Source organism: Luteimonas sp. R10 (genome assembly GCF_045689605.1).
Lineage (GTDB): Bacteria > Pseudomonadota > Gammaproteobacteria > Xanthomonadales > Xanthomonadaceae > Luteimonas.
Genome location: NZ_CP141262.1, coordinates 917,802 through 931,208, shown reverse-complemented (window position 1 = coordinate 931,208; position 13,407 = coordinate 917,802). Strand labels below are relative to the sequence as shown.

The 13,407-nt window shown below is 73.3% G+C and carries 13 protein-coding genes; 6 read left to right on the top strand and 7 right to left on the bottom strand.

Annotation, left to right across the window (positions count from 1 at the left end):
• Positions 1–33: 33 nt before the first annotated feature.
• From U3649_RS04065 to U3649_RS04055, 3 genes are all read left to right on the top strand, one after another.
• Positions 34–819: a uroporphyrinogen-III synthase gene (locus tag U3649_RS04065; protein WP_407353611.1), complete on the top strand. Its 786-nt coding sequence runs from the start codon at positions 34–36 to the stop codon at positions 817–819.
• Positions 820–864: 45 nt separating this feature from the next.
• On the top strand, positions 865–1,860 hold the full coding sequence (locus U3649_RS04060; RefSeq protein WP_407353610.1) for a uroporphyrinogen-III C-methyltransferase: 996 nt from the start codon (positions 865–867) through the stop codon (positions 1,858–1,860).
• A gap of 88 nt (positions 1,861–1,948) precedes the next feature.
• Positions 1,949–3,202, top strand: coding sequence for a heme biosynthesis protein HemY (locus U3649_RS04055; RefSeq protein ID WP_407353609.1), 1,254 nt, complete (start codon positions 1,949–1,951; stop codon positions 3,200–3,202).
• A gap of 93 nt (positions 3,203–3,295) precedes the next feature.
• Here the strand turns inward: U3649_RS04055 and U3649_RS04050 are convergent, their stop codons facing one another.
• Complete coding sequence (locus U3649_RS04050; RefSeq protein WP_407353608.1) at positions 3,296–4,573, bottom strand: acetyl-CoA C-acetyltransferase; 1,278 nt, start codon at positions 4,571–4,573, stop codon at positions 3,296–3,298.
• An 86-nt stretch (positions 4,574–4,659) separates the two neighbouring features.
• Between U3649_RS04050 and U3649_RS04045 the strand changes: the two genes are divergently transcribed.
• On the top strand, positions 4,660–5,538 hold the full coding sequence (locus U3649_RS04045) for a hypothetical protein (protein ID WP_407353607.1): 879 nt from the start codon (positions 4,660–4,662) through the stop codon (positions 5,536–5,538).
• 243 nt (positions 5,539–5,781) lie between these two features.
• Here U3649_RS04045 and U3649_RS04040 read toward each other — a convergent pair whose 3' ends face one another.
• The 4 genes from U3649_RS04040 to U3649_RS04025 form a co-directional block, all read right to left on the bottom strand.
• Positions 5,782–6,390 (bottom strand): superoxide dismutase family protein, encoded by a 609-nt coding sequence (locus tag U3649_RS04040; RefSeq protein WP_407353606.1) that lies wholly within the window; start codon positions 6,388–6,390, stop codon positions 5,782–5,784.
• Between the two features lie 87 nt (positions 6,391–6,477).
• On the bottom strand, positions 6,478–7,023 hold the full coding sequence (locus U3649_RS04035) for a superoxide dismutase family protein (protein WP_407353605.1): 546 nt from the start codon (positions 7,021–7,023) through the stop codon (positions 6,478–6,480).
• Between the two features lie 296 nt (positions 7,024–7,319).
• Positions 7,320–8,729: a nitrogen regulation protein NR(I) gene (gene ntrC / locus U3649_RS04030; protein WP_407353604.1), complete on the bottom strand. Its 1,410-nt coding sequence runs from the start codon at positions 8,727–8,729 to the stop codon at positions 7,320–7,322.
• 146 nt (positions 8,730–8,875) lie between these two features.
• Complete coding sequence (locus U3649_RS04025) at positions 8,876–9,928, bottom strand: two-component system sensor histidine kinase NtrB (protein ID WP_407353603.1); 1,053 nt, start codon at positions 9,926–9,928, stop codon at positions 8,876–8,878.
• 125 nt (positions 9,929–10,053) lie between these two features.
• Here U3649_RS04025 and U3649_RS04020 point away from each other — a divergent pair, with 125 nt between their 5' ends.
• Complete coding sequence (locus U3649_RS04020) at positions 10,054–10,977, top strand: Ku protein (RefSeq protein WP_407353602.1); 924 nt, start codon at positions 10,054–10,056, stop codon at positions 10,975–10,977.
• A 103-nt stretch (positions 10,978–11,080) separates the two neighbouring features.
• Positions 11,081–11,935: a non-homologous end-joining DNA ligase gene (gene ligD, locus U3649_RS04015; protein ID WP_407353601.1), complete on the top strand. Its 855-nt coding sequence runs from the start codon at positions 11,081–11,083 to the stop codon at positions 11,933–11,935.
• Positions 11,936–12,037: 102 nt separating this feature from the next.
• Here the strand turns inward: ligD and U3649_RS04010 are convergent, their stop codons facing one another.
• Both U3649_RS04010 and U3649_RS04005 read right to left on the bottom strand, forming a co-directional pair.
• Positions 12,038–12,412 (bottom strand): MmcQ/YjbR family DNA-binding protein, encoded by a 375-nt coding sequence (locus tag U3649_RS04010; RefSeq protein ID WP_407353600.1) that lies wholly within the window; start codon positions 12,410–12,412, stop codon positions 12,038–12,040.
• 124 nt (positions 12,413–12,536) lie between these two features.
• Positions 12,537–13,271, bottom strand: coding sequence for an N-acetylmuramoyl-L-alanine amidase (locus U3649_RS04005; RefSeq protein ID WP_407353599.1), 735 nt, complete (start codon positions 13,269–13,271; stop codon positions 12,537–12,539).
• Between the last annotated feature and the right edge of the window lie 136 nt (positions 13,272–13,407).

Sequence of the window (13,407 nt, the reverse complement as noted above, 5' to 3'; positions counted from 1 at the left end):
CGGGCGCTGCCGGCAGCCAGCAAGCTGGCGCGCATGACAGACGCGCGCGCTTCCTCGGCACTGCAGGGATGCTACGTCATCTCGCTGCGTCCCGTCGGCGGCCACGCGGCACTGCGGCGAGCGGCGGCGCGCCACGGCGCGCGCGTGCTCGCGTTGTCGCCGTGGCGACTGGTCGCGCGCGACGACGCCGGCAGCGCGCGCGAACTGCGGCGCGCATTGTCGGCGCCGCGGGTGATCTTCACCAGCCCGGCCGCGGTGCGCGCCGCGCGTGCACTGCTGCCGTTGCGGCCGCGGCAGGCGCAGGCCTGGCTCGGCGTCGGCGCCGGCACCCGGGATGCGCTGCGCCGCGCCGGCGTCGCCGGGGCGATCGCGCCGGCGCGGATGGACAGCGAAGGCTTGCTGGCGCTGCCCGCTTTGCGCGAGGTCGACGGGGAAGACGTCGGCCTGGTCACCGCCCCAGGCGGCCGCGGCCGCATCGGCGCCGAACTGCGCCGGCGCGGCGCGCGCGTGCTGCGCGCCGACGTGTACGCGCGGGTCGCGACCGCGCCCTCGCCGCGTGCGCTGGCGCAGTTGCGCGCGACCACCACGCCGCTGCTGCTGGCGCTGAGCAGCGGCGAGGCGCTGCAACGCAGCCTCGCCGCACTGCCGGCCGACGCGGTGGCGCGTCTGCGCGGGGCGCGCGTGATTGCGGCCAGCGCCCGGCTGGCGGCGCTGGCCCGCAGGCGGGGCTTCACCGACATCGCGATCGCCACCGATGCCCGGCCACGTTCGCTGCTGGCCGCGGCGCTGGAGCGCGGCGCCGGGCTCGCGATCCGGTAGCATCGCGCGGCCGGCGGATGCCGGCCTGCCCCCGCCCGCACACCGATGACCGATCCCCCCGCTCGCTCCCCGACAACGCACGCCCCAAGCCGACGCGGCCGCGGCCTGGCGTGGTTGCTGGTGCTCGCGCTGGTGCTCGCGCTGGTGGCGGGCGGCGGATGGGCCGGCTGGCGCTGGTGGACCGCACAGGAAGCCGCCCGCCGCGTCGATGCCGACGGCACCGTCCAGCGCCTCGAGGCGCTGGAAGCGCGCGCCGAGCGCCTGCGGGGCGAACTGCGTGCGCAGAACCAGCGCCTGCGGCAGGCCGAGGCCACCAACCGGGTGCTGCGCGACGAGTTGCTCGGGGTCGGCCAGCGCGCCGCGATCCTCGAGGACCAGCTGGCGGCGCTGGCCGATCCGCAGCGGTCCGGCGTCCAGGCGCTGCGGCTGGACGAGATCGAACTGCTGCTCGGCCAGGGCCAGCAGCGCCTGCGCCTGGCCGGCGACCTCGACGGCGCCCGCCGCGCCTACGCGCTGGCGGCGCAGCAGCTCGCCGGCCTCGACGACCCGGCATTGATCGACCTGCGGCAGGCGTTGGCGCAGGAACGCGCAGCGCTCGAAGCGCTCGGCGACGACCCGCGCCGGATCGCGGCGGGCCGCCTTGATGCGTTGGCGGCCGCGCTGCCGGCGCTACCGGTGCAGGCGCCGACCACCGATGCCGCCGCCACGAGCTGGTGGCAGCGTGCGTTCACGCGAGTGGTCGACGTCAGGCGCAGCGACGGCGCGCTGGCGGTCGAACCGGCCGATCGCGCCGCCGGCCTGGCCGCGCTGCAGCTGGAGCTCACCCTGGCGCAGGCCGCGATCGAGCGCCGCGACGACGAGGGCCTGCGCGCTGCGCTGGGCCGTGCCGACGCCTGGTTGACGCGTCTGTGGCGGGACTCGCCGGCCCTGCGCAGGCAGCGTGACGCGCTGCAGGAGCTACGGCGGTTGCCGCTGACCCCGGCCGTACCCACGCTCGGCAGCAGCCTGGAACAGCTGCGCGCCATGCGCGCGCGCCGCTGATGCGGCTGATGCGGGAACGACACCAGCCACTCCACGCACCGGCGACATCAACCGGGCTACCGTGTCACGGACGCCAAGGAGCCCAGCCATGAACCTGTTCCGCAACCTGCTGTTCTGGATCGTCCTGGCGGTGCTCGGCGCGCTGCTGGCACAGATGCTGCTCACCCAGGACCACGGCTTCGTCCTGGTCCGCTATGGCGGCTACGACTACACGACCACCCTGGTCAAGGCGATCGGCATCGCGGCGCTGGCGTTGCTGGTGCTGTGGCTGCTGTGGCGGGTGCTCAGCTTCCCGTTCCGGAGCTGGAGCCGGCACCGCGACCGCCAGAGCCGCGCGCGCCTGGGCGACGGTTTCGAGGCATTGCACCAGGGGCACTACGCCCGCGCCGAAAAGCTGCTGGCGCAGGCCGCGGAGGACCCGCACGCCGAAGGTCCGGCGCGGGTGGCCGCCGCCGAGGCCGCGTGGGCGCGTGGCGATGCCGCGCGGGCACGGCAGCAGCTCGACGGCTTCGGCGAGCGCCATGCCGGATCGCGCGCGATCGCCATGGCCGAGCTGGCACTGGCCGACGACCGCCCCACCGACGCGCTGGTCGCGCTCGATGCGCCGGCGGCGCAGCCATTGCCGCCACGCGGCCTGGCCTTGCGCGCCGAGGCACTGGCGGCCTCCGGCCAAGCCGCCCAGGCCTACGGCCTGCTCGGCGCACTGCGGCAGCAGCAGGCGTTGCCGGAATCGCGGCTGGCCGACTACGAGATGGCGTGGGCGGCCGCGTCGCTGCGCGAGGCGGAGGACGCCAACGTGCTGGCCGACCGCTGGGAGGCGCTGCCGAAGGCGCTCAGGGCGGAGCCGGCGGTGGTCGCCGCCTATGCCGACCGTGCCGCCGCGCTGCGCTGGGAGGAAGCCGCGACCAGGAGCCTGGAACAGGCCCTGGACGCGCGCTGGGATGAAACCCTGGCCGAACGCTACGGCACGCTGCCGCTCGGCCGCCTGGAGCATCGCCGCGAGGTCGCCGAGCGCTGGCTGCGCAAGCATCCGTCGAGCCCGGCGCTGCTGTTGACCCTGGCGCGCCTGGCGGGCGAGCAGGACCAGCGGAGCCAGGCCGAGGGCTATCTGCACCGCGCCCTGGCCCAGGGCGCCGGCAGCGAGGCCTGGGAGGCGCTCGCCCACGGCTACGAGGCCCGCGGCGACGAGGCGCGCGCGCGGCTGTGCTACCGCAATGCGCTGCGCGCCGGCCGCGGCGAGCCGATCGAGGCGTTCACCGACCGCGACCTGCGCCAGCGCATCTTCGACGAGGCCGCCGGCGAGGACCGCGACGAGCACGGCATGCCGCGGCTACGCGAGTAGGAGCGCACCGCGAGAGGCGCGACAGCCTTCGCCGGAAGGCCGGTCGCGCCCCTGCGGTGCGCTCCTACGAAAGGCGGCGAAATCCCCGCCGGGTCAGCGCTCCAGGATCGCCACCACGCCCATGCCGCCTGCGGTGCAGATCGACACCAGGCAACGGCCGCCGCCGCGCTCGGCCAGCTGCTTGGCGGCGGTGGCGACGATGCGGGCGCCGGTGGCGGCGAACGGATGGCCGGTGGCCAGCGACGAGCCGACCGGATTGATCTTCGCCGGATCGATCCGCCCCAGCGGCGCCTCCAGGCCGAGCCGGTTGCGGCAGTAGTCCTCGCTCTCCCAGGCGCGCAGCGTGCACAGCACCTGGGCGGCGAAGGCCTCGTGGATCTCGTAGATGTCGAAATCCTGCAGCGCCAGGCCGTTGCGGCGCAGCAGCTCCGCCACCGCCACGGTCGGTGCCATCAGCAGGCCCTCGCCGTGGACGAAGTCGACGGCGGCGACGTGCGCATCGCGCAGCCAGCACAGCGGCGCGTGCCCGTGCGTGCGTGCCCAGTCCTCGCTGGCCAGCAGGCAGGCGGCGGCGCCGTCGGTGAGCGGCGTGGAATTGGCGGCGGTCAGGGTGCCGCGGCCGGTGGCGCGGTCGAAGGCCGGCCGCAGCGTGGCCAGCTTCTCGATCGAGGTGTCCGGGCGCAGGATGTTGTCGCGCGCCACGCCGCGGAAGCTCACCACCAGGTCGTCGAAGAACCCGCGCTCGTAGGCCGCGGCCAGCTTGTGGTGCGAAGCCACCGCCAGCTCGTCCTGCGAGTCGCGGGCGATGTTCCACTCCTTGGCCATGTCCTCGCAGTGCTCGCCCATCGACTTGCCGGTGCGCGGCTCGGCCACGCCGGGGAAGTCGGGCTTGAGCTCGCGCAGGCGGAAGCCCTGGAACGCGCGCAGCTTGTCGCCGGTGGTCTTCGCCGCCGCCGCGCGCAGCAGGCGCCGGCGCAGCTTCTGGCCGTAGACGATCGGCACGTCGGAGGTGGTGTCGGAGCCGCCGCCGACGCCGGCCTCGATCTGGCCGGCGGCGATCTTGTTGCCGACCAGGACCAGGCTGTCGAGCGAGGTGCCGCAGGCGCGCTGCAGGGTGATGCCCGGCGTCAGCGGCGACAGGCCGGAGGAGAGCGCCGCCTCGCGGCCCAGGTTCCAGTCGCTGGCGTGCTTGATCACCGCGCCCATCGCCACCTCGCCCAGCTGCTGGCCGTGCAGGCCGAAGCGCTCGACCAGCGCACCGAGGGTGCGCACCGACATGCCGAGGTTGCCGACGTCCGCATAGGCGGTGTTCTGGCGGCAGAACGGAATGCGAACGCCACCGAGCACGGCGACGGGACGACCTTGCGGCATCGGGAACACCTCGCGACGGAGCCCGTCGCTGCATGACGGGCATAATGCAAGCAGTCTAACGCCGCCGTCGTGCACGGCCAATCACGATGACCCAATCCGCGCTGAACCCTCCGGCCGTGCGCGCCGCCCTGGCACTTGAACTGGCGCCGGGCAGCAGCGCGCGGCACGCCGCGCTGGCGCAGCACGAGGCCGGTGCGCTGGCGACGCTGATCGCGCGCGACCTGGCCGGCTTCGCCGCCGATGCCGCGCAGCTGGACCTGGCGCTGGTCGGCGCGCACTACGACCCGGTGGAACTGCTGCGTCCGGGCTGGCCGCTGCACCGCGAGCTGGAACGGTTGTCCGCGCGCGCGCCGGGCGAAGTCGGCGCCCGGGTGATCGCCTTCGGTTCGCACCGCGACCGCCTGCCGGACGCGCTGGCGCCGTCGCCGGAACACGCCGGCGGGCCGCTGCGGCTGCTGCCGCTGGTCCTGGCCGGCGAGACCGCGACCGTGGCCGGCGTCGGCGCGCAGTTCGAGCAGGCGCTGATGGAGCGCGGCATGGCCGGCGCCGAGACCGCGCTGCGCGCGCAGGACGCCTTCGGCCTGCGGGTCGAGCACGCGCGCTACCTCACCCTGCACGACCTGTGCGCGATGACCGCACTGCAGTACGAGCACGCCGGCCTGGCACCGTTGTGGCCGTTGCTGGAGACCGCGCTACTGGCGCCGGACGAGGAGGCATGGCTGGATGCGCCGCCTGAGCCGCTGCTGCACTACGTCGCCGGCGAGGCACGCATCGCCCTGCTCTCTCCGGACGGCTGGCGCACCCGCTACGCCGCGGACGAGCAGGACGAGGTGCGCCTTGAACGTGGGTTCGCGCGGTTCGAGGCGCGCCAGCGCCAGCTCGCCGCGCTGCTGCAGGCGCATGGGATACCCGTCACCTACAACCACTGCCGCTCGCGCGTCGACCCGCACGACGAACTGGCCTGAGCACGGATCCCCGTAGGAGCGCACCGCAGGGGCGCGATGCCGCGCCAGGCAGCTCTCGCCGGTGCGGTATCGCCAGACCCGTCGCCACGGGCCCGCCCAATAGGCAGCCGAGCTCTTCGTAGATCGACTGACGACAGCAAGGGCTCGAAGCGCCGGCTATTCATTGGCGGAACCCGTGTCGACGGCCCAATCCTTCACCGCGGCGGAGAGAGCTGCCTGGCGCGGATCGACGGGCCTTCGCGGCTACATCACCTCGATCACGCCGCAGGCCAGGCGCGCACCGGCGTTGCCGGTCGGCTGGCTGGTGTAGTCGTCGGGATCGGCGTGCACGATCACACCCTTGCCGGCGATGTCGGTCGCGGCGCCGTCGCCCAGGGTGGCGCCCTCCAGGCGCGTGTCCACCATCGCCACGCCCTCGGCGTTGGCGGTGATGTTGTCGGTGTCGCCGGCGTGGTGCTCGCCGTGCCCGACGCGGCCATGATCGTTGCCGTGGGGACTGAAATGGCCCCCGGCGCTGGTCGCGTCCGGCGCGCTGCAGTCGCCGGTCTCGTGCACGTGGAAGCCGTGCACGCTGCCGGCGGGCAGGCCGCGGACCTCGCCGCTGATGCGGATCGCGCCGTCTTCCGCGGTGAACGTCAGCTCGCCGCTGGTCTCGTTGCCGGCAGTGGGTTGCAGCGTCGCCTGCGCCGTGGCGGCGGTGGTCATCGGCGCTTCCGGCACCGGCTCGGCGGTCTGTTCGGATTCGGCGGTCTCGGCGGCGATCTCCGCCTCGGTGGCCGGATCGCCGGAGGGCGTGCATGCGGCCAGTGCCAACAAGGCCGGTGTCAACAGCAGCACTCGGGAATTGCGCATCGGGTTTTCTCCTCGGGTTGGTGTCGGATGTCGCTGCGTCGGACTGACGCGATCTTCGACCATACGCCCACCGGCGTCACCCGGCCGTCATCGCAGTACCTGGATCTCGCCGCAGGCCACGCGCGCGCTGAACGCGCCGGGAGTGGCGCCGAGCACCAGCAGCGCGCGCCCGGCGATGTCGTTGGGCGCGCCGCCGCCGAGCACCGCGCCCGGCAGCAGCAGGTCGACCCGCGCCACGTCCTCGGCGTCGGCGACGATGCGGTCGCGATTGCCGCCGACGACTCCGCGCTGCTCGGCACCGGCGCGCGGATCGAAGTACGGACCGGCGCTGGCGGCGTCGGCGGCGCTGCAGTCGCCGCGCTCGTGCACCTGCAGGCTGTGCGCGCCGTTGCGCACCAGGCCGCCGATCTCGCCGGTGACGCGCACGCCGCCGCCGGCGGGCACCAGGGTGACGCGGCCGCTAACCAGGCTGCCCGAGGCCGACGCCAGGTTGGCCACCGCTTCGCTGGCGGTACCGATCGTCGCCAGCGCCGGCGCTGCCGGAAGCGCAGGCGGCTGCGGCGCGCGAGGCGCGGGTGCACTGGCGCAGGCCGAGAGCAGCAATACGGCAACGACAGGCAGGATCGAACGCATGGCGGGCGGCGGCAGCGGAGATGCGCGACACCATAGCGCCGCGCGACTCAGCGCACCATGAATTCCGTTTGTGCATTCGTGCGGGAGCGACGGACGCCACGGCTGCCCGGGCCCGGCCGAATCCTGGCATCGTCGGACCCGACGCGTCGCGGTCGCGACTTCCGTCGCTCCCACAGGAGTGATCAGCTTTCGGTTGTCCATGCCGCGCGGTTCCAGCCCTTGTGGGAGCGACGGAAGTCGCGACATCGACGCATCGGCAGCGGTGCTCCCCGGGCCCGCCCGCTCGTCCAACGGCGTCAGTGCCGCTTGCGGCCGACGGCGAGCTTGCGGGTGACGGTGTTGCGGCCCAGGCCCAGGCGCGCGGCGGCCTCGGCGCGGCGGCCGCCGGTATGCGCCAGCGCCGCCTCCAGCAGCACGCGGTCGAGGCGCTCGCGCGCATGGGCATGCAGGTCGGAATCGCCCGCGGCCAGGCGTTCGCGCGCCCAGCGCCCGAGCGCGTCCTCCCATGACGTCTCGGCCGCGGGCGTGGGCGCGGTCGACAGCGCGCTGTCGAGGTCGGCCATGTCGATCGTGTCGCCCGGCGCCAGCGCCGCCAGGCGCCAGCACAGGTTCTCCAGTTCGCGCACGTTGCCGGGCCAGTCGTAGGCGAGCAGGCGTTCGCGCGCGGCGCGGTCGAACTGCTTGACCGGCGCCTGGAACCGGGCCGCGGCCGCGCGCAGGAACGCGTCGGCCAGCCGCGGCACGTCGGCGCGGCGCTCGCGCAGCGGCGGCAGGCGCAGCCGCACCACGTCCAGGCGATGCAGCAGGTCGGCGCGGAAGCGGCCGTCGGCCACCAGCGCTTCCAGCTGCTGGTGGGTGGCGGCGACCACCCGCACGTCGACCCGGATCAGCTCGCGGCCGCCGACGCGGAAGAACTCGCCCTCGGCCAGCACGCGCAGCAGCCGGGTCTGCAGCGGCAGCGGCATGTCGCCGATCTCGTCCAGGAACAGGGTGCCGCCGTCGGCCTGCTCGAAGCGGCCGACGTGGCGCTTGCCGGCCCCGGTGAAGGCGCCGGCCTCGTGTCCGAACAGTTCGCTCTCCAGCAGTTCCGACGGCACCGCGGCGGTGTTCATGGCGACGAAGGGCCGCGACGCGCGCGGCGACTCATGGTGCAGCGCGCGCGCCACCAGCTCCTTGCCGGTACCGGTCTCGCCGGTGATCAGCACGTTCAGCGGCGCCTGCGCCAGGCGGCCGATCGCGCGGAACAGATCGCGCATCGCCGGGGTGTCGCCGATCAGCGTGTCCTCGCCGCCGTCGGCGGCGACCGGCTCGCCATCACCGGACGCGACCGCGGCATCGCGAAGCGCGCGGGCCGCCAGCGCCACCGCATCGTCGAGATCGAACGGCTTGGACAGGAACTCGTGCGCGCCGCCGCGGAAGGCGCCGGCGGTGCTGGCGATGTCGGTGTAGGCCGACATCACGATCACCGGCAGTTGCGGCCGCGCGGCCTTGAGCTTGTCCAGCAGCACCAGGCCATCGTCGCCGGGCATGCGCACGTCGGTGAACAGCAGCTGCGGCGCCGGCCGCCGCTGCAGCGCCTCCAGCGCCCCCTGTGCGGAGTCGAAGCCGGAGACGTCGTAGCCGGCATCGCTCAGCGCTGCCGCCAGCACGAAACGCACGCTGCGATCGTCGTCGACGATCCAGACGCGGGCGGGTTCAGCCGGCATGGCGCGCCCTCCCATCGGCATATGCCCGCTGCTCCCCCCTTTGAAAAAGGGGGGTTTGGGGGGATTTGCTTTTGCCGTGGCTCGACCGGCCGACCCGCAAATCCCGCCTGCCCCCCTTTTTCAAAGGGGGGGAAAGGCCCATCTGGTCACGACGCATCATCGAGCTCCTTCGCCGCCAGCGGCAGCAACAGCGTGAACACGGTATGGCCGGGCCGCGACCGATACGCCAGCGAGCCGCGATGCTCGCGCACCACCTGCTGCGCCAGCGCCAGGCCCAGGCCGCTGCCGTCGGCACGGCCGGACACCAGCGGCAGGAAGATCTGTTCGGCCAGTTCCTCCGGCACGCCGCGGCCGTCGTCGATGATCTCCAGCCGCAGCGCCAGCGGGTGCACGGCATCGGCGATGCGCACGCCGCGCTCGATGCGGGTGCGCAGGGTGACGTTGGCGGCGCCGGCCTGGATCGCGTTGCGCACCAGGTTCCAGGTCGCCTGGGTCAGGCGGTCGGCGTCGCCGGCCATGTCGGGCAGGCTGGGATCGTAGTCGCGGATCAGCTTCACCACCCAGCCGGCCTCGTGCTCGGCCAGCCGCAGCACGCGCTCGAGCACGCCGTGGATGTTGAGCGCGGCGTGCGGCTGCGGCGGCGACGGCGCCAGCAGCTGGTCGATCAGGTCGGTCAGGCGCGCGACCTCGGACTGGATCAGGCCGACCAGCTCGCGCGATTCGCCGTCCTCCACCCGCCGCGCCAGCAGCTGCGCCGCGCCCTTCAATCCGGCCAGCGGATTGCGCAGCTCGTGCGCCAGGCCCTTCAGCGCCGCCGCCAGCGCGCTCGGCAGCACCCGCAGCGGATCGTCGCCGGGAAACTCGTCGACCGGGTGCGCCTCGAGCAGCCAGCCGCCGCCCTCGCGCCGCGACAGCCAGCCGTCGGCGAAGCGCGGCTCGCCGCCCAGGAACGCCAGCTCGATCCGCCGCAGCCGCAGCTGCTCGACGCCGTCGCCCGCGTTCGCCGCCAGCGCCCGCCGCAACGCCTCGCCCTCCACTTCCAGCGCCGCCAGCGGCTGGTCCAGCAGCCGCCGCGCACTCATCCCCAGCCAGCGCGCGAACGCCGGATTGCAGCCCTCGATCCGCGCGTGACGGTCGGTCCAGGCCACCGGGGTGACCAGGGAATCGAGGACCGGATCGGCCGACGGGGGAGGCGCCATCGCACCAATGTAGTGCATGCACCGGACCGGTGCGAGCAGTTTGCTGCGCAAGTTCCGGCCGATGCGCTTCACCCGCGACTCACCCGCGCGCCCGTAGCGTCGGAATTCCCGCCCGCGGAGCTGCCATGGCGCGCCCGATCTGGACCGGCACCCTCTCCTTCGGCCTGCTCAACGTGCCGGTGTCGCTGATGTCCGGCGAGCGCAAGACCGACCTGCACTTCCGCATGCTCGATTCGCGCAGCAATACCCCGGTCCGCTACGAGCGGGTCAACGCCGAGACCGGCGAGGAGGTGCCGTGGAAGGACATCGTCAAAGCGTTCGAGTACGACAAGGGCAGCTACGTGGTGCTGGAGAAATCCGACATCGCCTCGGCGGCGCCGGAGAGCCACGAGACGGTGGAGGTGGAAACCTTCGTCGACGCCGACGCGATCCCGCTGCCCTACTTCGATAAACCGTATGTCCTGGTGCCGGCGAAGAAGGCCGAGAAGGGCTACGTGCTGCTGCGCGAGACGCTGAAGCAGACCGGCCGGGCCGGCATCGCCCGGGTGGTGATCCGCACCCGCGAGTACCTGGCAGCGGTGGTGCCGCAGGACGACGCGCTGATGCTGCTGTTGCTGCGCTACCCGCAGGAACTGGTGGACCCGGCTGACTACCGCCTGCCCGAGGGCAGCCCCAGCGACTACCGCATCGCCGGCAAGGAGCTGGAGATGGCCAAGCAACTGATCGAGTCGATGGCGGGCGAGTGGAAGCCCGACGACTACAAGAACGAGTTCCGCACCCGGCTGGAGGCGGTGATCCGCAAGAAGATGAAGTCGAAGGGTGCGCTGGCCGAGGCCGAGGACGCCGAGTACGAGGCGCCCGAGGACACCACCACCAACGTGGTCGACTTCATGTCGCTGCTGCAGAAGAGCATCGCCGGCAACAAGCGTACGCCGGCGAAGAAGGGCGGCAAGGCCGCGAAGAAGGCGGCGAAGAAGGGCGGCAAAAAGGCCGCGAAGAAGACCGCGCGCAAGAGCGCGAAGAAGACGACCGCACGCAAGGCGGGATGACGAGGGTGCCGCGCGAACGCACCCGCGCAGACCGGTGGAGGCTGCACCGGAACGTGCGCGACGCGACGGCCGCGCCGGCGATGCCCGGCAAGGGAGAAAGCGGATGCGGCTGACCAGCGCCGACAGGGTGATGTTCCGGGGCGCGAAGTACACCAAGCGGGACGTGGCGGACTACTACCGCGCCGTGGCGGACCGGCTGCTGCCGGACCTGGCAGGGCGACCGCTGTCGCTGCTGCGCTGCCCGGACGGCGCCGGCGGCGAGTGCTTCTTCCAGAAGCACCATGCCGACAGCCTGGGCGCGCACGTGCACGCGATCGCGCTGCGGCAGAAGAGCGGCGTCGAACCGTACCTCTACGTCGACGATATCGACGGCGTGCTCGAGCTGGTGCAAATGAACACGCTGGAGTTCCACCCCTGGGGCGCGCGCACCGATGCGCCCGAATGCCCCGACCGGCTGGTGTTCGACCTCGACCCGGGCAAGGGCGTGCGCTGGCCGGACATCGTCGCCGCCGCGCGCGACATGCGCCGCACGTTGAAGCGCGCGGGACTGGAGAGCTTCGTGCGGCTGTCCGGCGGCAAGGGCCTGCACGTGGTGGTGCCGATCGCGCCGGGCCCGTCCTGGGACCAGGCGCGCGGCTTCTGCGAAGGGATCGCACAGGCGATGGCGGCCCGCGCACCCGAACGCTACGTCGCCACCATGTCCAAGGCCCGGCGCGGCGGCAAGGTGTTCATCGACTGGCTGCGCAACGCCCGCGGCCAGACCAGCGTGGCGTCGTGGTCGCTGCGCGCGCGCCTGGGCGCGCCGGTGGCGGTGCCGATCCGCTGGGAGCAACTGGGCAAGGTGGCGCGGCCGGACGCCTTCGACCTGGCCGCCGCCCAGCGGCGCGCCGCGCGGCTGCGCAAGGACCCGTGGGACGGGTTCGATCCGCTGGAGCAAACGCTGCCGGCGCCGGAATGAACCGACGGCGTTGCGGCGCCGACGGAATGCAACCACGCCGTAGAGCGGAGCTTGCTCCGCTGCCTTCGGCTCCGGAGCCCGCGTAGCGGAGCAAGCTCCGCTCTACGGGGTTGGGGCGCTCCCGCCCATCAGTTGCGCGCGACGCACCTTGCCCAGGCCGGCCAGCGCCTTGCGGTAGGACCAGTCCACCAGCTCGCGCAGGTGGGCGTCGGGCAGGCGGCGCACGTCGACGATAGTGATCCAGTGGTAGCGGCCCAGCCAGCGCGCCGGCTTGATGCCGGGCACGTCGGTCAATTCGAGAAAGCGCTCGTCCGCCACCTTGAGGCTGAAGCGCCAGCGCTCCGGATCGCTGGTCTTGAAATGGGCGAAGCGCTTGCCGCCCACGGCATAGACCAGGATGTTGGCCGGCGCGCCGTGCTCGCGGCATTCTGCGCCGGGCAGGCCGGCGCACAGGGACTTGAGCTGTTCGACGTTCATGTCCGCATCGTGCGATAGGCGTAGGGCGGAACCGCCGCTCGTGCTTTCGTGGGAGCGATGGAAGTCGCGGCTGGATGCCTGCGGAGTTGCGGAGTCGCGACTTCCGTCGCTCCCACGATACGGGCTACGGGTGCGGCGCCGTCAGCGCGTGCAGGATGCGCAGGTCCTCGGCATCGAGGACGGTGCCGTCCAGGCCGCGGAAACGCAGCCGGAAGGCACGGATGGCCGCCTCGGGCGCGTCCACCGGATAGCCGATCAGGCGCAGCGCCCGGACCGGATCGAACCCGGGCGGCGGATCCTCGACCAGCGCCGGGTCCGGCCAGATGCCGAAGCCGGCCGCGGCCAGCCGCCGCCACGGGAACAGTGCGCCCGGGTCGATCTTGCGCGTGGGCGCCAGGTCGGCATGGCCGATCACGTTCTCGCGCGGGATGCGCCAGCGCGTGGTGAGGTCCTCCAGCAGCCGCAGCAGCGCGGCGATCTGCGCCTCGGAGAACGGCTCGCGGCCGTCGTTGTCGAGCTCGATGCCGATCGAGGCGGAGTTGACGTCGCTGATCGCCCCCCAGCTGCCGGCGCCGGCATGCCAGGCGCGGTGCTCGTCGGCCACCAGCTGGTACAGCGTGCCGTCGTCGCCGATCAGGTAGTGCGCGCTGACCGGCCCGCCGCTGTTGCGCGTGCGCAGGGTGCGCAGGCTGCGCTCCACCGAGTCCTGCTCGGTGTAGTGGATCACGATCAGTATCGGCCGGCGCGCGTCGTGGTTGGCCGACGGTACCCAGTGCGCCAGCGGGTTGCGCGGCGGCGCGTGCGTGCACGCGGCCAGGGCGACGATGCAGAACGGGAGCAGCAGGGTCCGGAAGCGCATGCCGCATTGCACCCGCTTGCCCGGCGGATTGCAAGGCGGGCGCATCGCCGTGCCGATCGCGGAGGTGCTGAAGGTGCGGTGGCGCTTCGAGTTCGTCGCGACTTCCGTCGCTCCCACATGTGGCCATCGCCAGTTC